Annotated in this window: 18 protein-coding genes; 12 read left to right on the top strand and 6 right to left on the bottom strand. The window is 43.1% G+C overall.

What is annotated here, in order from left to right:
* Positions 1–5: 5 nt before the first annotated feature.
* The 5 genes from CHH48_RS00850 to CHH48_RS00870 all read left to right on the top strand — a co-directional run bounded on the left by CHH48_RS00850 (position 6) and on the right by CHH48_RS00870 (position 6,840).
* Positions 6–1,826, top strand: coding sequence for an ABC transporter ATP-binding protein (locus CHH48_RS00850; RefSeq protein ID WP_095217479.1), 1,821 nt, complete (start codon positions 6–8; stop codon positions 1,824–1,826).
* Positions 1,827–1,931: 105 nt separating this feature from the next.
* Entirely contained in the window at positions 1,932–3,287 is a 1,356-nt protein-coding gene (locus CHH48_RS00855) for a cytochrome ubiquinol oxidase subunit I (protein WP_245840267.1), read from the top strand.
* Positions 3,284–4,297 carry a cytochrome d ubiquinol oxidase subunit II gene (locus CHH48_RS00860; RefSeq protein ID WP_095217480.1) on the top strand — a complete coding sequence of 338 codons (1,014 nt, stop codon included), beginning with the start codon at positions 3,284–3,286 and terminating at the stop codon, positions 4,295–4,297. Before CHH48_RS00855 ends, CHH48_RS00860 begins: the two co-directional genes overlap by 4 nt.
* A 60-nt stretch (positions 4,298–4,357) precedes the next feature.
* Positions 4,358–5,020: a potassium channel family protein gene (locus CHH48_RS00865; RefSeq protein WP_095217481.1), complete on the top strand. Its 663-nt coding sequence runs from the start codon at positions 4,358–4,360 to the stop codon at positions 5,018–5,020.
* A gap of 95 nt (positions 5,021–5,115) precedes the next feature.
* Complete coding sequence (locus CHH48_RS00870) at positions 5,116–6,840, top strand: pyruvate oxidase (RefSeq protein WP_095217482.1); 1,725 nt, start codon at positions 5,116–5,118, stop codon at positions 6,838–6,840.
* A 32-nt stretch (positions 6,841–6,872) separates the two neighbouring features.
* Here CHH48_RS00870 and rnjA read toward each other — a convergent pair whose 3' ends face one another.
* Together rnjA and CHH48_RS00880 are read right to left on the bottom strand one after the other, a co-directional pair.
* Positions 6,873–8,540 carry a ribonuclease J1 gene (gene rnjA, locus CHH48_RS00875; RefSeq protein ID WP_038559819.1) on the bottom strand — a complete coding sequence of 556 codons (1,668 nt, stop codon included), beginning with the start codon at positions 8,538–8,540 and terminating at the stop codon, positions 6,873–6,875.
* On the bottom strand, positions 8,537–8,749 hold the full coding sequence (locus CHH48_RS00880) for a DNA-dependent RNA polymerase subunit epsilon (RefSeq protein ID WP_095217483.1): 213 nt from the start codon (positions 8,747–8,749) through the stop codon (positions 8,537–8,539). Before CHH48_RS00880 ends, rnjA begins: the two co-directional genes overlap by 4 nt.
* A gap of 462 nt (positions 8,750–9,211) precedes the next feature.
* Between CHH48_RS00880 and CHH48_RS00885 the strand changes: the two genes are divergently transcribed.
* Complete coding sequence (locus CHH48_RS00885; RefSeq protein ID WP_095217484.1) at positions 9,212–9,985, top strand: Cof-type HAD-IIB family hydrolase; 774 nt, start codon at positions 9,212–9,214, stop codon at positions 9,983–9,985.
* 32 nt (positions 9,986–10,017) lie between these two features.
* On the opposite strand, the gene def is transcribed toward CHH48_RS00885, so the two are convergent.
* Entirely contained in the window at positions 10,018–10,572 is a 555-nt protein-coding gene (gene def / locus CHH48_RS00890; protein WP_095217485.1) for a peptide deformylase, read from the bottom strand.
* Positions 10,573–10,751: 179 nt separating this feature from the next.
* Here def and CHH48_RS00895 point away from each other — a divergent pair, with 179 nt between their 5' ends.
* From CHH48_RS00895 to lpdA, 5 genes are all read left to right on the top strand, one after another.
* On the top strand, positions 10,752–11,405 hold the full coding sequence (locus tag CHH48_RS00895) for a YkyA family protein (RefSeq protein ID WP_095217486.1): 654 nt from the start codon (positions 10,752–10,754) through the stop codon (positions 11,403–11,405).
* A 401-nt stretch (positions 11,406–11,806) separates the two neighbouring features.
* Positions 11,807–12,850: a pyruvate dehydrogenase (acetyl-transferring) E1 component subunit alpha gene (gene pdhA / locus CHH48_RS00900; RefSeq protein ID WP_175073307.1), complete on the top strand. Its 1,044-nt coding sequence runs from the start codon at positions 11,807–11,809 to the stop codon at positions 12,848–12,850.
* A gap of 3 nt (positions 12,851–12,853) precedes the next feature.
* Positions 12,854–13,831, top strand: coding sequence for an alpha-ketoacid dehydrogenase subunit beta (locus CHH48_RS00905; protein ID WP_095217488.1), 978 nt, complete (start codon positions 12,854–12,856; stop codon positions 13,829–13,831).
* Between the two features lie 24 nt (positions 13,832–13,855).
* Complete coding sequence (locus tag CHH48_RS00910; RefSeq protein WP_095217489.1) at positions 13,856–15,157, top strand: dihydrolipoamide acetyltransferase family protein; 1,302 nt, start codon at positions 13,856–13,858, stop codon at positions 15,155–15,157.
* Between the two features lie 3 nt (positions 15,158–15,160).
* The gene (gene lpdA / locus CHH48_RS00915; RefSeq protein WP_095217490.1) at positions 15,161–16,570 is read left to right on the top strand and encodes a dihydrolipoyl dehydrogenase; all 1,410 of its coding nucleotides are present in this window, start codon (positions 15,161–15,163) and stop codon (positions 16,568–16,570) included.
* Between the two features lie 11 nt (positions 16,571–16,581).
* On the opposite strand, the gene CHH48_RS00920 is transcribed toward lpdA, so the two are convergent.
* On the bottom strand, positions 16,582–17,613 hold the full coding sequence (locus CHH48_RS00920; protein ID WP_095217491.1) for a C45 family autoproteolytic acyltransferase/hydolase: 1,032 nt from the start codon (positions 17,611–17,613) through the stop codon (positions 16,582–16,584).
* A gap of 73 nt (positions 17,614–17,686) precedes the next feature.
* Positions 17,687–19,246: a glycine betaine uptake BCCT transporter gene (locus tag CHH48_RS00925; RefSeq protein WP_095217492.1), complete on the bottom strand. Its 1,560-nt coding sequence runs from the start codon at positions 19,244–19,246 to the stop codon at positions 17,687–17,689.
* A gap of 210 nt (positions 19,247–19,456) precedes the next feature.
* On the opposite strand from CHH48_RS00925, the gene CHH48_RS00930 reads away from it, so the two are divergent.
* Complete coding sequence (locus tag CHH48_RS00930) at positions 19,457–20,299, top strand: polysaccharide deacetylase family protein (RefSeq protein WP_245840269.1); 843 nt, start codon at positions 19,457–19,459, stop codon at positions 20,297–20,299.
* Between the two features lie 26 nt (positions 20,300–20,325).
* Here the strand turns inward: CHH48_RS00930 and CHH48_RS00935 are convergent, their stop codons facing one another.
* Positions 20,326–21,798, bottom strand: coding sequence for an aminotransferase class I/II-fold pyridoxal phosphate-dependent enzyme (locus tag CHH48_RS00935; RefSeq protein WP_095217493.1), 1,473 nt, complete (start codon positions 21,796–21,798; stop codon positions 20,326–20,328).
* Positions 21,799–22,144: the final 346 nt, after the last annotated feature.

Below are 22,144 nucleotides of genomic sequence, written 5' to 3' on the forward strand. Positions count from 1 at the left end.
AGCCTATGGAAAACCTGCATTATAATAAGAAAAAGCATACAAACAGATTTCATTATTCGCAGGATCAGGCAATGGAGAAGCCGTTTGACTGGGCTCAAATCAGGCGGCTTCTTGGCTTTATGAAACCATATAGCAGAACATTACTGCCAGGATCGATTGTTACGATGCTGCTCTCCACACTTATACGTTTGCTCATTCCGATTCTTATCGGTAAAGTGGCGATTGATATGGCTATCTCATCAGGGGATACCCGCTTTCTTATCTATTTGGTAGTTGTTATCGGAGTGCTATATGTGCTCAACTATGTGGCGAATATACTGCGAATCAAATGGGTGAACATCCTCGGACAGCATGTAATTTATGATTTACGGAAAACACTGTTCAGTCATATCCAGCATCTGTCGCATCGTTTTTTCGATACCCGGTCCGCAGGTTCCATTCTTGTTCGTGTTCTTAATGATATTAACTCCTTACAGGAGCTTTTCACGAATGGAATTATCAACCTGTTAACCGATTCTGTCATGCTGATCGGTATCATAGCTATCTTGTTTTTCCTAAGTCCGAAACTGGCAATTGCAGTTCTTATTATTTTACCGCTCATGTTCTTGATCTCAACACGGCTTAGGAGAAGCATCAGACGTTCCTGGCAGCAAGTGAGAATGCAAAAATCACGCATGAATTCGCATTTAAATGAAGCGATACAAGGCATTCGTGTAACACAATCTTATGCCCAAGAGCCGGAAAACACAGATTATTTCGAAGCGCTTAACCGGGATAACTTTGAAAGTGAACGGATTGCCACGAAAAAGAGTGCGTATTTCGGTCCTTTCGTAGAACTGAGTAATGCCGTCGGTACAGTTATCCTGATCGCATATGGTGCCCATTTGATTCTGTCGGATCAGATTGAAATTGGAACGTTCGTTACTTTTGCTTTCTTCTTAGGAATGTTCTGGGAGCCAATTTCCCGCTTAGGACAAATTTATAACCAGCTGCTTGTCGCAATGGCATCATCGGAACGTATTTTTGAATTTCTCGACGAAGAACCGAATGTAGAGAATCGAAAGGATGCAAAGCCTTTCCCGAACATAAAAGGAGATATCCGGTTCGAGAAGGTTGTGTTTGCTTACAACTCTGATCGGATTGCACTTCAAGAAATCGATTTGCATATGGAAGCAGGGCAGACGGTTGCACTCGTCGGTCATACTGGTTCTGGGAAATCGACGATTGCTAATTTGATCAGCAGATTTTATGACCCCACTGCTGGGGCTGTAAAAATTGATGGTAAGGACCTACGAGATGTTAAACTACAAGACGTAAGGCAGCAAATCAGTGTTGTCTTGCAGGATACATTCGTTTTCTCTGGTACCATCATGGAGAATATCCGATTTGGTAATCCGAAAGCAACGGACGAACAAGTGAAGGAAGCCGCACGTATTGTCGGGGCGGATGATTTCATCCAGCGCTTGGCCGATGGTTATGAAACGGAAGTGGAAGAACGAGGCAACATCCTGTCAGCTGGAGAAAGGCAGCTGCTGTCTTTTGCTCGTACTATGCTCGCTGATCCTCGCATCATCATTCTTGATGAAGCAACAGCCAGTATTGATACAGAAACTGAGCTGAAAATTCAGCATGCATTGAAAACCTTACTGCAGGGGCGAACAGCTATTATGATTGCGCATCGTCTTTCCACAATCAGGGAAGCTGATAATATCATTGTACTGGAACAAGGCCGTATCTTGGAGCAGGGCAATCATTTGACGCTGATGGATGCTGGAGGCAAGTATTACGAACTGGTAAAAACCCAATTTCAATCAGACGAAAAATAGGAAAGAGCGTATCTCGCAAGAGATACGCTCTTTCTTTTGGGTAATTTTATTTTCTCTGGGCATAACAAGAGGAACGATTATCTTTACAGAAAGCAGGGATACACATTGTTTGCTTATGATAGTGTCATTTTAGCCCGTATGCTTACTTCGATGACGCTCGTCTTCCATATTATCTTCGCGACAATCGGTGTTGGTGTTCCATTGTTGATCAGTGCTGCCGAGTATGTCGGTATCAGGAAGCGAGATCCAAGTTATATTTTACTCGCTAGAAGATGGACACGAGGATTCGTCATTATTGTAGCTGTAGGAGTAGTAACTGGTACAGCAATTGGTCTGCAGCTGTTTCTTCTGTGGCCGACATTCATGCAGATTGCAGGTCATGTCATCAGTCTGCCCCTTTTTATGGAGACTTTTGCATTCTTCTTTGAAGCTATTTTTCTCGGTGCTTATATTTATACGTGGGACCGTTTTAAAGGACGATACACGCATTGGTATCTTTCTTTACCAGTTATCATCGGTGGGGGATTGAGTGCTGTTTTCATCACAAGTGTAAATGCCTTCATGAATACACCACAAGGTTTCACACTTGAAGGCAGAACAATCACGTCTGTCGAGCCGCTGACGGCGATACTCAATCCGGCCACACCATCGAAGGTCTTCCATGTACTCACTTCATCGTATATGACGTGTGGTGCCATTCTTGCCGCGCTAACAGCATTCTTCATTCTCAAATATGGCAATAACAAATACTACAAGAAAGCATTAAAGCTTACAATGATTGTGACATTGGTCTTTTCCATATTCACAGCTATTGCCGGAGATACATCCGCTAAATTCCTGGCCACATATCAGCCGGAGAAGCTAGCAGCGGCTGAATGGCATTTTGAAACGGAGAAAGGTGCTGATCTGATTCTCTTCGGGAAATTGACAGAGGATAATGAGATCAAGGGTGCAATCCATTTGCCGAAGCTGTTGAGTTTCTTGTCCTTCGGTGATTTCAATAGTGAGGTCATAGGCTTGGATAGGGTCGATGCTGATTTGATACCGCCTTTGTGGATTCATTATATGTTTGATTTAATGGTCACACTTGGAGCATATAGCATCATGATCAGTATGCTTTTCCTTGTGTTCATGTTTTGGAAAAAAAGAGACCAATATAATAAGTGGTTATTACGCGCAATTGTAGTGAATGCACCATTCGCTATGCTTGCTCTCGAATTCGGATGGATTTATGCAGAGGTAGGGCGACAGCCTTGGATCATGCGGGGATACTTGCGAGTCGCAGAAGGAGCAGTTTCTTCGCCTTATGTGCATTATGCCTTTGCTATGTTCCTGGTTTTATATGTGCTGCTTGGAACATTCGTCACTCTCATTCTTGTCAGGCTGTATAAGAAAAATCCGATTCAGAAAGAATGGGAACAGCGATTTCCAGATACATTGTTTGGAGGTGATCAGAGGTGAGCTACGAAGTATTAGGGCTGTCAGCATTGTGGTTTTTCCTTTTTGCTTATCTGATCATTGCATCAATTGATTTTGGTGCCGGTTTCTTTGCGTATTATGCCAAGCAGACGAAGAAGGATCATATCTTGAACCGCTTGATTGCCCGCTATCTATCTCCTGTTTGGGAGATCACGAATGTGTTCTTTATCTTCTTCTATTATGGACTGGCTGGTTTCTTTCCGGATGCTGGTTATTATTACGGATCTGCCATGCTTATACCAGGATCGATCATTCTCGTCCTGATAGGTATAAGGGGATCCTTTTACGCCTTCGAGAATTACGGATCACGCAGCAGCTTGCTGTACACATTCCTTTATGGTGCAAGTGGATTGCTTATTCCAGCCGCCATTTCAACAGGACTGACGATTTCAGAAGGAGGCTTTTTACGCGAGGAGGGTGGCAGTATACATTTACGTTATACAGAGCTGCTCACAAACCCGTTTTCCTGGGCTGTCGTATTTCTTGCAATCGTCTCTGTACTGTATATCAGTGCTAACTTCCTGACTTATTATGCTAATAAAGCAGGAGATGAACCTGCACGAAAAATATTGCGGTCGTACGCTCTTTTCTGGTCGGCCCCGCAAATCATTGCTAGCTTGACGGCGTTCATTGCAATCAGCAGACAAAATCCAGAGCACTATAACAATATGCTTGATCTATGGTGGATGTTCGGTCTGTCCGTTCTATTTTTCTTAGGCGCAGTCTATTTCATTTACAAAGAAAGAAACTATGGGCTTTCATTCATTTGTGTGATGCTGCAATTCTTCTTTGCACTCCTTGGTTATGGTATCGGTCATATGCCATATATACTATATGATCAGATCCAAGTGACAGCTGACGCAACACTTCCGGCAATGGGTACAGCTCTGCTTTTTGCCTTCGGTGGTGGCTTGCTCATGTTGATTCCTTCCTTGATACTCGTCATGCGGATGTTCCTATTCGATGCAGAGTATGTAAAAGGAAAGAAATAATACAACCTTGACTGTTTGTGATAGACTAAGATTAGTTTATGGAATAGTGGAGGAAGTACGATGAAAAGAGAATTTGCTGTAATCGGATTAGGCCGCTTCGGAGGCAGTATCTGTGTGGAATTAAGCCGGGAAGGATTCAACGTGCTTGCAATCGATATCGAAGAGGACAAAGTAAATGAATATCGTAATATCGCATCACATGCAGTTATCGCGGATACAACGGATGAACAGGTTTTGAAAGAACTGGGTATCCGAAATATCGAGCATGTAATTGTGGCAATCGGTGAAAATATCCAAGCGAGTATTCTGACGACACTAATGCTCAAGGAACTCGGAATCAAGAAAATAACAGTCAAAGCCCAGAATGATTACCATGAGAAGGTACTGAGCAAAATAGGAGCAGACCATGTTGTCCATCCGGAACGAGATATGGGAAGACGGATTGCCCATAAAATAATCAGCAACAATATTCTCGACTACTTAGAGCTTAGTGACGAACATAGTATCGTTGAAGTAAGAGCTGGTAAGAAGATGGCTGGAAAATCTCTTATCGAGCTTGATATACGGGCAGCATTTGGCTGTAACGTAGTCGCAATCAAGCAGGGTAATGAGATAAACGTCAGTCCGTCACCAGATGCCCTGCTCGATACCGAAGATGTATTGATTGTCATTGGTGCAGACCGTGACCTGGCTCGATTTGAACGTTCTCTAGCAGATGATTGAACCGTTAACCCAAACAGTTAAACTGTTTGGGTTTCTTTATGCTCAAAAAAGGATACATACATAAGGAGGAAAAAATTGAAACGGGAGATGTTATTATGTTTGAAAGAAGAACCGGAGCAGTCCTTGCTGATCAATTAGTCGATTGGGGTGTAGATCACATATACGGCATACCGGGAGATTCGGTTAATGAATTCATCAGTGATTTACATAAGAAAGAGGACGAACTGAAATTCATTCAAGTCCGTCACGAGGAAGCCGGGGCACTTGCAGCTGCTGCCTATGCCAAGCTTACTGGAAAACTTGGGGTCTGTTTGTCGATTGCGGGACCAGGGGCTGTCCACTTGCTGAATGGCTTATATGATGCGCGGGAAGACAAGGCGCCTGTTCTTGCTATTGTTGGACAAGTACCGAGTAATGAGTTGGGTACCGGTGCTTTCCAGGAAGTTAAACTCGAGCAAATGTTTGAAGACGTAGCTGTTTTCAACGAGAGGGCAGAGTCATTCGAGCAGTTGCCAGATCTTTTGAATCAAGCAATCCGAGAAGCATATGCTAACTCAGGCGTTAGTGTACTCGTAGTCTCTGATGACCTTTTCGCTGAGAAGCATCCCGAAAAACCCGGTAAAACATCAGCTAATTATGCAAAGCCAAGAATTGCGCCTGCTAAACAGGATCTTGAGGAAGCAGTCAAACTGATCAATCAAGCGAAAAAACCAATTATTCTAGCGGGAAAAGGGGCAAAGCATGCCCGTACAGAGCTTCTCACATTTGCAGAGCATATAAAATCTCCAATAATTTTAAGCCTTCTTGCTAAAGGAATCATTCCTGACCATCACAGTTATTGCTTGGGTCAGCATGGACAAATTGGGACAACGCCTTCTTATGAGGCAATAAATGAAGCGGATTTGCTGCTGCTTGTAGGAACCAGCTTCCCTTATCGTTCGTTCCTGCCGGATAACTTACCTGCTATCCAAATTGATAATAGGGCAAGCGCAATCGGTAGTATCTATCCTGTAGAGGTCGGTTTGCCAGGAGATGCTAAAGAAGTACTAGGGGAATTGACAAGAACGGCAGAGGAAAAGGTTGAGACGGATTATATCGAAAAATATCAAGCAAAAATGAAGGAATGGCATACGCAGCTTCAAATGCAAAAGAAAAGAGAGGAGTCACCAATACAGCCTCCTCAAATTATGTATGCTTTAGAAAAGAATATAGAGAAAGATGCCGTCGTTTCATCTGATGTAGGGAATGTAACTGTTTGGACTACACGATATCTGCCTTTGACACAACAGGAATTCATTGTATCGGGTCGACTTGCAACAATGGGCTGCGGACTGCCTGGTGCCATTGCAGCGAAGATGGCATATCCAGATAAGCAGGCAATAGCCATATGCGGGGACGGCGGTTTTAGTATGAATATGCAGGATTTTGTCACGGCGGTAAAATACGATCTGCCAGTGAAAGTGATTGTTCTTAATAACAGCCAGCTTGGCTTGATCAAATTTGAACAGGCGACGATTGGTTCTTCCAACTACGGTATTGATATGGGAGAAATGAATTTCGCTCAATTCGCTCAATCCTGCGGAGGGGAGGGCTACCGAGTTGAGAAGTTTGAAGACTTGGAAACGAGCATCAAGCAAGCATTCCTATCCGATAAACCGGCGATAATTGATGTGGTAATAGAGGATATGGCGCCGCTGCCAGGGAAGATTTCCTACCAGCAGGCTGTTAAATATACAGAATATCTGATCAAAGAATTCTTCTCTACCGGGAAAATAGAGCTACCGAACATGAAAGAGTCAGTAAAACGTCTCTTGAAATAAGAAAAGCCTGAGCGATAAGCTCAGGCTTTTTATTATACTTCCATGATGATCGGAAGTACCATTGGGCGGCGTTTCGTTTTTTCGAACAAGAACGGCGCGATTGTATCTGTAATTTCATTTTTGATTTCAGACCATTGAGTTGTTTTTCTTTCCATCACTTTATTTAGATGGGCAGAAACGATTTTTTGTGCCTCATTGATAAGGTCTTCTGATTCACGCATGTAAACGAAACCGCGGGAAATGATATCCGGACCAGAAGCAATACGGAATTCTTTCATATTGATGCTTACTACGACAATGACAAGTCCTTCTTCGGAAAGGATGCGGCGATCGCGTAATACGATATTACCGATATCACCAATACCGCTGCCGTCGACATAGATGGAACCAGATGGAATCTTACCTGCAATGGCAGCACTATCTTTGCCTAATGCCAATACATCTCCGTTATCCATGATGAAGGAATTTTCTTCGCTGATACCAGTAAGCTTACCAAGCTTCATATGCTCGACTAGCATACGGTATTCACCGTGGATCGGCATGAAGTATTTCGGATTCATCAAGCGAAGCATTAGCTTTTGTTCTTCCTGACTACCGTGACCGGAAGTATGGATGTTATTCAATGCGCCATGAATGACGTCTGCTCCTGCGCGATACAGCATGTTGATAATACGGCTTACACTAATCGCATTACCCGGAATCGGGGAAGACGAGAAGACAACCGAATCACCAGGCTGAATCTGAATCTGACGGTGTGTGCCGTTAGCAATTCGAGAAAGTGCAGCCATTGGTTCACCTTGAGAACCAGTACATAGAATAACGACTTCATTCGCAGGCAGACGATTAATCTGATGTGAATCGATGAATGTTTCCTTCGGTGCATTGATAAATCCAAGTTCGATACCGAGGTTGATATTTGTTTCCATACTTCTTCCGAAGATGGCAACTTTTCGCCCTGTTTTCACAGCTGAATCGATTACTTGCTGCAACCGGTGGATATTAGAAGCAAAAGTAGCGAATATCAAGCGGCCGTCAACACGTCTGAAAATATCGTTGATACTTTCACCAACAACACGTTCAGACATAGTGAATCCTGGTACTTCACTGTTTGTAGAGTCGGATAGTAAGCAAAGTACGCCTTCTTTGCCGATTTCAGCCATTTTTGCAATGTCAGCTGGCTGTCCGACCGGAGTGAAATCAAATTTGAAGTCACCGGTATGCACGATGTTGCCAGGAGGGGTCTTCACGACTACACCGAATGATTCCGGAATACTATGTGTTGTACGGAAAAAGCTGACAGATGTTTTTCTGAACTTGATGATGTCATCTTCTCCATAAATGTTAAGCTTTGCATTGCGCAAAAGGCCATGCTCATCTAATTTATTTTTGATCATTCCCATTGCAAGTTTTCCTGCATAAATCGGAATGTTCACTTCTTTTAAGAGGTAAGGTACGCCGCCGATGTGGTCCTCGTGACCGTGAGTAATGAACAAACCTTTAATTTTATCCTGGTTTTGCACGATGTAAGTGAAATCAGGAATAACATAGTCAATACCGAGAAGCTCGTCCTCAGGGAATTTGATTCCTGCATCGATTATGATGATTTCATCCTGGAATTGGACACCATACATGTTTTTGCCGATTTCTCCGAGTCCGCCAATGGCAAAAACAGCTGTTTGGTCATTTTTTACGAATTTCATTTCGCTTGCTCCAATTTGAAGTCTTCAGATTGCTTCTCATATGCAAGATGTGCTTCATCGAGCGGCTGGATGAACTCGATGTTGATATCACGATCTGCTAGTGTTTTACGTACCTGTCTTATACTTTCCGCTTCCATGTACAAGCTCTTAGAGCGTTCACGTACAGGAACTTCGGATGGGTTTTCCTGATAAAATACTTTAAATACCATATCTATCTCTCCTATTCTTATGGTTGACAATTGCTTTATATCCATAACGAACGGAGCAAGTCTGTGTAAAAACCGAATTGCTGACGTATTGCTATTCAGTTAGATCTTGTCCGCACGTAGTAGGCACTCGTCGTTTTTGGCCAAATAAATCTTTCCACCGTTTCTTTAACTTTTCCTTCAAACGCTTGAGCACACGAAGCAACTCCTTTCGTTTCGCAGAAAAGCAAGAAAAAACGTTTACCCGTCCAATCCCTCTTACTTACAGTATAGTATGAAAACGCTAAGATGAAAACAAAAACACAGCATACTTTCAAAAAAACTGCCGATAAAAGGAAGGGATGGTTGTTTTCTCTTGGGATTCATGTAAAGATATTTTTCGACGAACCTGCATAACTTATACTCGATTATAAGAAGTAGAGAAGAAAGATGCAAGGGCAGGAAAGACTAAGAGGAGGATGTACTATGGAGAAAAGAATCGTATTCCTGGATATCGATGGCACAATTCTGAACACAAAGGGTGAAATCCCTCAGGCAACTAAGGAAGCTGTTCAAGCACTGAAGGATAATGGTCATTATGTTGCAATAGCGACAGGGCGGGCCCCGTTCATGTTTGAGGATATCCGTAAAGAGCTTGATATTACTTCTTTTGTAAGCTATAACGGTCAGTACGTCGTCTTCGAAGGGGAAGTCATCTATCGCAATCCGATTAAACGGGAGCATTTACTTCATTTATATAATGAAGCGTCCGAGAAAGAGCATGCGATGGTGTTTATGGGAGATACGATCATGAAGGCATCTGAAACTGATAATGGATTTGTACGTGACAGTTTAGCATCTCTAGGGTTTACATATCCGGAAATTGATAAAGATTATTTTCATCATGAACCGATTTACCAAGCGCTCCTATTTTGTGAGGAGCATGAACTACAAGATTATGCGGATCATCATAAGCATGTACGGTTCATCCGATGGCATCCGCTCTCCTGTGATGTACTGCCCGGTGACGGTTCTAAGAAAATCGGAGTTATGAAGTTGCTGGAAGCAGCAGGTCTTTCTGTACAATCAACATATGCTTGTGGAGATGGACTGAATGATTTGGAGATGATTGAATTCGCAGGCACTGGTATTGTGATGGGTAATGCAGTACCTGAATTAAAGGAGCTGGCTGACATACAGACCGCTCATGTGGATGAAGACGGGCTTTCGCTTGGTCTGAAAAAGGCTGGGTTGATATAAAAAGAAGCGCACTCCTTGAGAGTGCGCTTCTTTTACAATTCAATCGGTTTAGAGTTGTCCGGCTGTGCGAAAGGATCTTCTTTATTGATACGATCATAGAACATTGTTCCGTTTAAATGATCGATTTCATGTTGGAAGACCACAGCTGCATAGCCTTTCAGGCGCAATTTGACTTCCTTGCCTTCCAAAGTGACGGCCTTGATTGTGATGCGGGAATAACGAGGTACGTACCCGGGTATTTCACGATCAACCGACAGGCAGCCCTCTCCGCTCATCAAATAAGTATGTTCGACAGAATGACTGACGATTTTCGGGTTAAAAAGACCATATTCATAAAAGGTGCCGTTAGGATCTTCGAAATAGACAGCTATCATTCGCTTTGAAATACCGATTTGAGGTGCAGCCAAACCTACGCCGGGGCGAAGATCATATTTTGCAGCCAGATCATCATCCTGGCTATTTCTCAAGTATTCAAGCATATCTGTCAACGTTTGTTTATCTTCTTCCGATGCAGGCAGCTCCACTTCTTTAGCAACTTGTTCAAGAATCGGATTGCCTTCTCGGATAATATCTTCCATGGTAATCATGCTGATCACTCCTTGCACTGTTACTTTTCCGTTCTATAGTGTATCACAAGAATGTCTGTATGACACCAGAATCAATTTACAGAATCGTTTATCGTATTTCTTTCGCGAATTTTGTGTTTAGTATACAATGTAGGTGAATACATAGAAGCTGTGGGTAACATGGCAGAGGAGGATACGTTTTGCGCAAGTTAGGATTAGGCATACTCCTGATGGGGAGCGCTGTGGGACTCACTGCATGTAACAATGCATCACCGGAGGAGCAGGTCTACAATCATTTAGAGGAGACTGTATCTCTGGAATCGGGATATGTCGAGCAGCAAGAGTCTTTGGCAGATTTAGAAAAGAAAGAACAGAACTTATACAACGAGATTTTGCAGCTGGGTACGGATGAATTGGATCAAATCAAAAGTAAATCCCAGGAAGCAATCGACTTGATCGGGCAGCGTAAAGATGCGCTTGCGAAAGAAAAAGAGAGCTTGGACGAAGCAGAAGCAGAGTTTAAGGAACTGGATTCTATCATCGATGAACTAGAAAGTGATGATGCAAAGCAGAAGGCTCAGACACTTTATGATACGATGGAGGCGCGATATAGTGCATATGACAAACTCCATGAAGCCTATACAAAAGCGTTGGATGAAGATAACACTTTGTATGATATGTTCCAGCAGGATGACATTACGCAGGATGAATTAACCAGCCAAATCGAAAAGATTAATGCAGGTTATGAAGAAATCAAAACGGCCAATGAGGAATTCAATACACAGACAGAAGCGTTTAATGAGCAAAAACAGCAGTTTTATGAATCTGCTGGTCTGAATGTAGAGAACGAATAAGGAAGAACCCTTTTCTCGAAATGAGAGGAGGGTTTTTTTATTGTACTGATACAGTGTTAAAATATTTTGTAGTACAGTTGGGAATCCGAGAATTGTGAAGATTTCTTTAATACCGTTTTCATAAATTATTAGCAATATCTAATCTAAGATGTTGACGTTTTCCGGCAAGATAAGCTAAACTATAACAGGACATGAATTGTATCACTATTTGTTATCGTGATTTATGTAACAGTTTTGTGTACTTCTGTTGTAACCGGTTAAACGGAGCACAGAGCGGGTACAGTAAACTATTGTGGTACTTCCTGTGTTTTTGGAAAGGCTATTACAGTAAATATAGTTCTAGGAAGGATAGGTGACTAGCTTTGAAACGTACGCTAGAAGGTATTGAAGAACAGTTTGAAATGCTTCAGATCCTTAACGAAAATGGCGAAGTTGTAAACGAAGAAGCTTTGCCGGATTTGTCAGATGAAGAATTGAAGGAATTAATGCACAGAATGGTGTATACGCGCATCCTTGATCAGCGCTCCATTGCATTGAATAGACAAGGTAGACTAGGATTCTACGCTCCTACAGCAGGTCAGGAAGCGTCCCAATTAGGTACGCATTTCGCTTTGGAGAAAGAAGACTTCATCTTGCCTGGATACCGTGATGTACCACAGCTTATCTGGCACGGTCTTCCACTTTATCAAGCATTCCTATTTTCCCGTGGTCACTTCCATGGAAACCAGTTCCCTGAAGGTGTGAACGCGCTAAGCCCGCAGATCATCATCGGTGCTCAGTACACACAAGCGGCTGGTGTTGCATTAGGAATGAAACGTCGCGGTAAGAAATCCGTTGCGATCACTTACACAGGTGACGGCGGTACATCACAAGGTGACTTCTACGAAGGCATGAACTTCGCAGGCGCTTATGATGCACCAGCTATCTTCATTGTACAGAATAACCAATTCGCTATCTCTGTACCTCGTGAAAAACAAACAAAAGCTAAAACACTTGCTCAAAAAGCTGTTGCAGTAGGTATCCCAGGTGTCGTAGTAGACGGTATGGACGTACTTGCAGTATATGCAGCTACAAAAGAAGCTCGTGAGCGCGCGATCAACGGCGAAGGCCCTACATTGATCGAAACACTTACTTACCGTTACGGTCCGCACACAATGGCAGGTGACGATCCTACTCGCTACCGTACAGAAGATATGAATTCCGAGTGGGAAAAACAAGATCCATTGGTACGTTTCCGCAAGTACTTGGAAGCTAAAGGCCTATGGTCTGAAGAAGAAGAAAACAAAGTGATCGATCAAGCGAAAGAAGAAATCAAAGCTGCGATCAAAGATGCGGATAACTATCCGAAAATGAAAGTATCCGACTTGATTAACAACATGTACGAAGTACTTCCTTCTAACCTTGAAGAACAATTGGAAGTGTACAAAGAAAAGGAGTCGAAGTAAGTCATGGCACAAATGACAATGATCCAAGCAATCACTGATGCTCTCCGTACGGAACTGAAGAATGACGAAAACGTTATGATCTTCGGGGAAGACGTTGGTAAAAACGGCGGCGTATTCCGTGCGACTGAAGGTCTGCAAGCTGAATTCGGCGAAGACCGCGTATTCGATACACCACTTGCAGAATCTGCAATCGGCGGTATGGCTGTAGGTCTTGCGATCGAAGGCTTCCGTCCGGTACCTGAAATCCAGTTCTTTGGCTTCGTATATGAAGTTATGGACGCAATTAGCGGACAATTGGCTCGTTTGCGCTACCGTTCCGGCGGCACGCAAAGCGCTCCAGTTACAATCCGTGCGCCATTCGGCGGCGGTGTGCACACTCCTGAGTTGCACGCAGATTCCCTTGAAGGACTTATGGCACAACAGCCTGGTCTTAAAGTGGTTATCCCATCTAACCCTTACGATGCAAAAGGTCTCTTGATCTCTGCGATTCGCGACAACGATCCGGTTATCTACCTTGAGCACATGAAACTTTATCGTTCATTCCGAGAAGAGGTTCCTGAAGAGGAATACACTGTTGAACTTGGTAAAGCAGCTGTTAAGCGTGAAGGTACTGATGTTACATTGATCGCTTATGGCGCAATGGTACAAGCTTCTTTGAAAGCTGCAGAAGAACTTGAGAAAAACAATGTATCTGCTGAAGTTATCGACTTGCGTACTGTAAGCCCGATCGATCTTGATACAGTTCTTGCATCTGTTAAGAAAACTGGCCGTGTGGTAGTTGTGCAGGAAGCACAGCGTCAAGCAGGTATCGCAGCTCACTTGATCTCTGAGATCCAAGAGCGTGCTATCCTTCATCTTGAAGCGCCAGTAATGCGTGTCGCGGCACCAGATACTGTATTTGCTTTCTCACAAGCAGAAGAAGTATGGCTTCCAAACCATAACGACATCGTGGAAAAAGCAAACGAAGTAATCAATTTCTAAAAGCAGAATCAGGAGGTAATTATTTTGGCTTTCGAATTCAAAATGCCGGATATCGGTGAAGGTATTCACGAAGGTGAAATCGTAAAATGGTTCGTCAAAGAAGGCGACACAGTAGCAGAGGACGACGTACTTTGCGAAGTCCAAAACGATAAAGCAGTAGTTGAGATTCCATCTCCTTACGAGGGTACAGTAAGCAAGATTTCTGTAGGCGAAGGTGAAGTAGCAATCGTTGGTGATACACTTATCACTTTCGACGGTGAAGCTGGCGATGCTGACGGCGGAAATGCTCCTGCTCCAGCTGAGCAAGAACAAACTTCCATCCAAGCTAATGGTACAGAATCCAACGAAACTGTTGAAAAAATCAAAGAAGAAGGTCCTAAAGCTGAAGCTGGCGAAGCTCCATCTGGCGATCTAATCATCGCAATGCCTTCTGTACGTAAATATGCTCGTGAGCAAGGCGTAGATATTAAACAAGTATCTGGTTCTGGTAAAGGCGGCCGTGTATTAGCTGAAGATATCGACAGCTTCAAGAACGGTGGCGCTGCTAAAGCTGCTCCACAAGCTGAAGCTTCTGAGCCAGCTGCAGAACAGAAAACAGCTGCTACTGTTGTTTCTGGTGATGAGTACCCTGAATCCAGAGAGAAAATGAGTGGAATCCGTCGCGCAATCGCTAAAGCGATGGTTAACTCTAAATCTAAAGCTCCTCACGTTACATTGATGGACGAAGTAGATGTAACTGAGCTAGTTGCACACCGTAAGAAATTCAAAGCGGTTGCTGCTGAAAAAGAAATCAAGCTTACGTATCTTCCATACGTTGCAAAAGCGCTTGTTTCAGTATTGAAAAACTTCCCGATCTTGAACTCTTCCATCGATGATGCGACAGACGAGATCATTACAAAACATTATTACAACATCGGTATTGCAGCTGACACTGAAAAAGGTCTTCTTGTACCAGTTGTGAAAAATGCGGATCGCAAATCTATCTTCACAATTTCCCAGGAAATTAACGAGCTTGCAGTTAAAGCGCGTGATGGTAAACTTGCTCCGGACGAAATGAAAGGTGCTTCAAGCACTATCTCAAACATCGGATCTGCAGGCGGTCAGTGGTTTACTCCGGTAATCAACTACCCTGAAGCAGCTATCCTAGGTGTAGGACGTATTGCTGAAAAAGCAATCGTTAAAGACGGCGAGATCGTTGCAGCTCCAGTGCTTGCACTTTCTCTAAGCTTCGACCATAGAATCGTTGATGGTGCAACTGCTCAAACAGCAATGAACCACTTGAAACGTCTATTGGCTGATCCACAACTAATCATGATGGAGGGATAACAAATGGTAGTAGGAGACTTCCCAATCGAATTAGATACTCTTGTGGTAGGTGCGGGACCTGGCGGCTATGTAGCTGCCATCCGCGCTGCACAAGAAGGGCAAAAAGTAACAGTAGTAGAAAAAGGAAACCTTGGCGGTGTTTGCTTAAACGTCGGCTGTATTCCTTCCAAAGCATTAATCCAAGCTGGCCACAAAGTGGAATATGCTCATGGTGATGCGGATCTTGGTATCTCTACTGAAGGTGCGAAAGTAGACTTCTCCAAAGTACAAGAATGGAAAGCTAGTGTTGTAAACAAGCTTACTTCTGGTGTTGGCGGTCTATTGAAAGGTAACAAAGTAGACGTTGTTAGTGGCGAAGTTTACTTCGTAGATAAAAACACTGTTAAAGTAATGGATGAGAAGAGCTCTCAGACTTATACTTTCAACAACTGTATTATCGCTACAGGTTCTACACCAATCGAGCTTCCTAGCTTCAAGTACACTGATCGTGTTCTAGATTCTACAGGTGCTCTTAATCTTAAAGAAATTCCTAAGAAACTAGTTGTTATCGGCGGCGGTTACGTAGGAATCGAGCTTGGTACTGCTTATGCAAACTTCGGTACTGAAGTTACTGTCCTTGAAGGATTGAAAGATATCCTTGGTGGTTTCGAGAAGCAAATGACATCACTTGTTTCCCGTAAACTGAAGAAAAAAGGCGTTAACATTGTGACTGAAGCTATGGCTAAAGGCGTTGAAGAAACTGCTGACGGCGTAAAAGTAACTTATGAAGCAAAAGGTAAAGAAGAAACTATCGATGCTGATTATGTACTTGTTACAGTTGGTCGTCGTCCTAACACTTCCGAACTTGGTTTGGAAGGAGTAGGAATCAAGATGACTGATCGCGGACTTATCGAAATCGATGAGCAATGCCGTACAAACGTTGAGAACATCTATGCAATCGGTGATATCGTAGAAGGCCCGCCACTTGCACACAAAGCTTCTTACGAAGGTAAGATCGCTGCGGAAGCAATCAGCGGTAAACCATCTGCTATCGATTACAATGGTATTCCGATGGTAGTCTTCTCTGAGCCTGAGCTTGCTTCTGTAGGTCATACAGAGCAGTCTGCAAAAGATGCTGGCTACAAAGTAAAAGCTGCTAAATTCCCGTTTGCTGCAAACGGTCGTGCACTATCTCTTAACGACAGTGATGGTTTCATGAAACTTATCACTCGTGAAGAAGACGGTGTTGTCCTTGGTGCTCAAATCGCTGGTCCAAACGCGAGCGATATGATTGCTGAGCTTGGCCTTGCTGTTGAATCCGGAATCACAGCTGAAGACATTGCACTTACAATCCATGCTCACCCATCTCTTGGTGAGATCACTATGGAAGCTGCTGAAGTTGCAATCGGCACACCTATCCATATCGTAAAATAATAAGAGAGAGCCTATCCTTCATGGATAGGCTCTTTTTTAATTTTTCCATACATTGCATTGATCCCCAAATCTCTACCTGAAAACCAATCCTCTATATCGAGTTCTAATTTATTTCCTCTTGGTAAAGCCGTCATCAATCGTTTCGTTTTAAAAGAATAAGCAAACGTGTGTAATGTACCGAACAGCTGATCATAGTCCTCAAAGAAGAGGGGGGAAGCTGAGTCAGAAAATAATGCAAACAATTCCTTCTGTGTCATACTCGCTGTATTCGTACTTAGAAGAAAATTATCTCGTTTAGCGGAACTCGTCATATCTTGTCGGTTATATGCTTCAAGTTCATCTTGCTTAAAGTGGTTGACACAGTTCAATCCGGCCTCAGAAGATCGGACAGAAGTCTTCTCTGGAGTGACTTCAATGACAGCATGTGCACCCTTAGCATCTCCAACTGAGAAGTTGTAGCAAGCTGCATGTGGCAGCTGTCTAAACAGATCAATGACTTGTTGTGTTGTTTCACACATATCAAGTGCAATCCTAATAACGGTCCAAGCTGACAAACCTTTTCGATAACCGAAATTACTGACGAAGTGCAGGCCTATTGCCAATCCTCTTTCATTTACTCCATCATGTCTGCCGATTAGCTGGAGGTTGTAGCCGATTGAACCATAAGCTTCTGTTGGCGCAATGAAGCTCAGGCAATGATCATAAAGCGAGGGACTAAAATCATAATTGCGTACATAATGGTGTTGATCGACATAAGCGGAGCAGCCAAGTGCTTCCGGTCTCGGCATGTTATAGCCGCTGTATAATACAGCCGCTTCGTGCTGCGTTATACCTAAACCATCTGCTAAGCCCTGGATTTCATCTAATAAATGAGGAGCATAACTAGTGAACAAAGCTTTAATCTCTTCGTATTCGGTTAGCGCGGAGGAGAGCTGGCTGAATTGCTGAAGTATAGGGTTTCCAGTATAAACAGCAGCCGTTTGCTTTCCTATTGTATAAGCACTTCCTCTGGCCTGAATAATGTCGGCTTGTATTTCTTCCATATAATCACCTCTTCTGCAGATTAATCTTCGATAAAATTTGAGAAAAATCCTGCAAAAAGAAAAGACAGGAGAATTACTCTCCTGTCTTGTTCACCTGCTTATCTGTTTTGCTACCTATATTTAGTCGTTTTGCTTCTTTTTTAAGGGTGATGATCAGCGATATCACCACAAGTACCAAGATGATGGCAAATGGGAAAGCAGCAATGATCGAGGCAGTTTGCAAAGCACCCAAACCGCCAACCCAGAGTAAGATGGCAGCAGTTGCTGATTGAATAAGTCCCCAGGTAAGTCTAACGGATTTACTTGGGTTGATATCTCCATTGGTTGTTTGCATACCTAGAACGAAGGTAGCGGAATCGGCTGACGTGATAAAGAATGTCCCAATGAGAACAAGTGCTATTAAGGATATAATTAGCCCGCCAGGAAGGTGGGATAACATAGCGAATAATCCAACTTCCTCACCTAAAGAAGTGATATCGCTCATTAAGTCAATTCCTTCAAAGTATTCCATATGGATTCCGGTTGCTCCGAAGACTGCAAACCACATAGTACCGAAGATGGTAGGAACCAAAAGAACACCTGTTACGAACTCACGGATTGTTCGTCCTCTTGAAACGCGGGCAATAAAAGTAGCTACAAATGGAGCCCAAGCAATCCACCATGCCCAGTAGAATAATGTCCAGTCACCAATCCACGCGTTATCACCATCATAAGGTGTTAGGCGGAGACTCCATTCGGGTAAGTTCTGTACGTACTGTCCTAAAGAAGTTGTAAAGGAACTGAAAATGAAGTTTGTTGGGCCTAAAATCAATACAGCGAGCATCAGTAGTATTGCTATGACGATATTTGCATTACTAAGTATTTTAATACCTCTATCAAGTCCGCTCAATGCCGATGTGATGAACAATACAGTTACTACAGCGATAATAATTAATTCGAGTGTAAATGTTGGTTCTATTCCATCAAACAGATAAGATAGTCCACCGCTGATTTGGATGGCACCCAATCCTAAAGAAGTAGCAACTCCGAAGATCGTTGCGAATACAGCGATGATATCAATCGTTTTCCCTAAAGGACCAAAAATGCGTTTTCCGAAGATCGGTTCCAAGATAGCGCTAATTACGCCCCCGTTGGAATCCTTCCGGAATGTAAAATACGCAATTGCCAGAGCCAGGATAGCATAGATTGCCCATGGATGCAGCCCCCAATGGAAGAAGCTGTAGGATAGAGCGGTTGTTCCTGCCTCAGCTGTTTGCGCGTCTTCTACGATTGTTGGGGGATTATTAAAATGGTTGAGTGGTTCTGAAGCCCCCCAGAATACTAAGCCAATACCCATTCCAGCACTGAACAGCATCGCGAACCAGGATATGTAGCTGTATTCCGGCCTGTCATCAGGTTTACCTAATCTGATTTTTCCATACTTGGAGAACATGAGGAAAAAAGCAAAGCCGAGGAAAATAGTAGCTGCAATCAAATAGAACCATCCAAATTGATCGATAAGGAAGCTCTGAATAATGTTTGTTACATTCGCGGTATTTCCATTAGGTAGTATGGACTCAGGAATACTCCCCCAAATAAGGAAAGCAACTACAATTCCAATTCCCCACCAAAATACACTTGTCGTTTTCTTCATAAACAATTCCTTTCTGCTTTAAAGCTCATATAATCTTGTACAAATGACCATTATAACAATCCCTACTTCATCTTCCTACCCATCCCGACAAATTAGTAAACCTTAACCGGTACATTTCTCCCAAACTCGACATGATATGACCTTCTTACATTACAAGTCCAAATCTTTCCTCTATAATGGCAGTATTATGTCAGTTTGGAGGTTTTTGTAGTGAAGAGATTCTTAGTATTTCCCATGCTCATCTGTTTATCCAGTATACTGATCAGCGGATGTGCCAGTTCAGAGCAGACAAACAGCGAGTCGGAACAGACTGAAAGTACGAAGAGTGCATCTTCCGGACAGGAACAAACGAAGGAGAATGCGCAAGAAGAGAATGATGACCAGCAGGAAGCAGAGGAAAAGCAGGAAGAGGAACAGCAAGAACCGCAATATAAGGTTTCTGAAGTCTCTTCCATCGTTCCAATTGACGATGCCAATTCGCAGGTTGCGCTACTAACTTTCGATGATGCTCCTGACAAGCATGCACTTGAAATAGCTGAATCGTTGAAGGAAGCTGATGCACCGGCAATCTTTTTTGTGAACGGTCACTTTTTGACAACAGATGAAGAGAAAGAAACATTGAAAAAAATTCATGACATGGGGTTTGCAATCGGAAACCATACATACAGTCATGCCAACCTGAATGATTTGACTGAAGAAGAAGCAAAAGAGGAAATTATCAAAGTGAATGAACAGGTTGAAGAGATCATTGGTGAGAAACCCGAATTCTTCAGAGCACCGTTTGGAGAGAATACCGATTACAGCAGGCAGCTGGCAGAAGATGAAGGTATGACAGTAATGAACTGGACTTACGGTTATGATTGGGAGAGTCAGTACCAGGATAGTGATGCTTTAGCGGATATTATGGTTAACACGGAACTGTTAGGGAATGGTGCAAATTTGCTCATGCATGATAGAGAATGGACAGCTGCAGCTGTGCCGGACATTGTGACAGGCTTGAGAGATAAAGGCTATGAGCTTGTCGACCCGGAAACAATTAAGCGACCTTCATAAAAAAACTCCCCATATGGGGAGTTTTTTTATCGGAAGGCACGGTGTTCTTTAATAACTCGGATGTATTCAATTGATTCATCCATTAAACCTTGCACCGGCAAACCTGCTTCCAGATTTCGTTTAATATAGCTGATATTTTCGGCGCTAATGATTTCACCTGGAATGAAAATCGGGATTCCTGGCGGATAGACCATGATGGATTCAGCGCTGATACGACCTTCTGCTTCTGCTAGAGGGATTGCTTCTGTATCTGCATAAAAAGCATCACGGGGACTTAAGGATAAGACAGGTATATCTGGTACAGATACCTCTATCTCGGTAGCTGAAATTTCTGCTTGATGAAGGTCTGCCAAATCTGTCAAAGCATCGATAAGCTGCTGGATTTCTTCAACTGTATCAGCCGGTGTAATCAGAAACAGCAAGTTATACAAGTCAGAAAGTTCAACCTCGATATTTTTTTCTTTTCGCAGCCAGCGTTCTGCTTCGCTACCCGATATACCGAGCTGTTTTACAGACACAAGAAGCTTAGTCGGATCCATAGCAAAAGCTGCCTCTGAACCAAGAATCTCCTTACCAGCACAATATAGGCCCTCTATGCTGTTAATGCCTTGCCGTGCATCATTTGCCAGCTGTATACTATGCGAGTTCATATCCTGGCCTTTGGTAGCAAGCTGGCGGCGCGCTGCATCCAATGATGCTAGCAGAATATAAGATGTACTCGTTGATGTGAGCATAGAAAGAACCGTCTGAACCTGTTCATGACGTACCAATCCCTCACGCAGATTCAAGATGGAGCTTTGTGTTAGTGAGCCTCCAAGCTTGTGGACACTGGTAGCGGCGAGGTCTGCTCCTGCAGCCATGGCTGAAACAGGCATTTCATCGTGAAAGTGAATGTGAACACCATGTGCTTCGTCAACAAGAACAGGGACTTCGTAACGGTGGGATATTTCTACGATATGTGCTAAATCGGCAGCCACACCAAAGTAAGTCGGATTGATGACGAGTACAGCTTTTGCATCCGGATTTGCTTCCAGTGCTTTTTCAACAGCTTCCGGAGTGATACCGTGTGATATACCAAGTGTGTGATCCAGCTGAGGATGCACGAAGACAGGTATCGCTCCAGAAAAGATTAGTGCGCTGGTTACAGATTTATGGACGTTCCGGGGTACGATAATCTTGTCCCCTGGTTTACATACACTCATGACCATTGCCATGATCGGAGTACTTGTTCCCTGGACGGAAAAGAATGTATAGTCTGCTCCAAAGGCTTTGGCCGCAAGCTGCTGTGCTTCTTGGATCATCCCGTGTGGGTGATGCAAGTCGTCCAGAGGTTCTATATTTATCAAATCGATGGAAAGGGCATTCTCACCTATATATTCCGAGAATTCCTTATCCATGCCTTTTCCGGTTTTATGTCCTGGTATATGAAACTGCAATGGTTTATTCGCCGCATGCTTACGCACACCCTCGAATAGTGGTGCTTGTTCTTGTGAAAACATCTTAGCTGACACCTCTTTATATGTTAAAAACAAAAGAATTATAGCAAAACTGTATGGCGATTACTAGCGATTTTTGTACTTAGGTATATATTAGCTAAGTAAAACTTGGTACTTTAATTTGGTTTTGATTCAGAAGTGTCAATTAATACTCTTTTTTTACAAGATAGGACTGTTTGATTGTGTATTGTGGCTATGTTTTTTATTTAATTTAAAGCGTATTTGGAAGTTAGAATCTATGTAACTCGTCTTTAGAACAAAATCTAATAAATATAAAGACAAGGTCTGGCTGATAACCTTGCATCCATTCTGGTTTGCAAACAGTTTGTTTTTGCCCTTCAATCGTTTA

It is taken from the genome of Terribacillus saccharophilus, from assembly GCF_002272075.1.
Classification (GTDB): Bacteria; Bacillota; Bacilli; order Bacillales; family Amphibacillaceae; genus Terribacillus; species Terribacillus saccharophilus_A.

Excerpts from the sequence above, each read along its gene's own strand:
- lpdA (WP_095217490.1), top strand. The coding sequence starts at position 15,161 with ATGGTAGTAGGAGACTTCCCAATCGAATTAGATACTCTTGTGGTAGGT.
- CHH48_RS00935 (WP_095217493.1), bottom strand. The coding sequence starts at position 21,798 with ATGTTTTCACAAGAACAAGCACCACTATTCGAGGGTGTGCGTAAGCAT.
- CHH48_RS00870 (WP_095217482.1), top strand. The coding sequence starts at position 5,116 with ATGTTTGAAAGAAGAACCGGAGCAGTCCTTGCTGATCAATTAGTCGAT.
- CHH48_RS00905 (WP_095217488.1), top strand. The coding sequence starts at position 12,854 with ATGGCACAAATGACAATGATCCAAGCAATCACTGATGCTCTCCGTACG.
- rnjA (WP_038559819.1), bottom strand. The coding sequence starts at position 8,540 with ATGAAATTCGTAAAAAATGACCAAACAGCTGTTTTTGCCATTGGCGGA.
- CHH48_RS00925 (WP_095217492.1), bottom strand. The coding sequence starts at position 19,246 with ATGAAGAAAACGACAAGTGTATTTTGGTGGGGAATTGGAATTGTAGTT.
- CHH48_RS00885 (WP_095217484.1), top strand. The coding sequence starts at position 9,212 with ATGGAGAAAAGAATCGTATTCCTGGATATCGATGGCACAATTCTGAAC.
- CHH48_RS00850 (WP_095217479.1), top strand. The coding sequence starts at position 6 with ATGGAAAACCTGCATTATAATAAGAAAAAGCATACAAACAGATTTCAT.
- CHH48_RS00920 (WP_095217491.1), bottom strand. The coding sequence starts at position 17,613 with ATGGAAGAAATACAAGCCGACATTATTCAGGCCAGAGGAAGTGCTTAT.
- def (WP_095217485.1), bottom strand. The coding sequence starts at position 10,572 with ATGATTACCATGGAAGATATTATCCGAGAAGGCAATCCGATTCTTGAA.
- pdhA (WP_175073307.1), top strand. The coding sequence starts at position 11,807 with ATGCTTCAGATCCTTAACGAAAATGGCGAAGTTGTAAACGAAGAAGCT.
- CHH48_RS00880 (WP_095217483.1), bottom strand. The coding sequence starts at position 8,749 with ATGGTATTTAAAGTATTTTATCAGGAAAACCCATCCGAAGTTCCTGTA.
- CHH48_RS00865 (WP_095217481.1), top strand. The coding sequence starts at position 4,358 with ATGAAAAGAGAATTTGCTGTAATCGGATTAGGCCGCTTCGGAGGCAGT.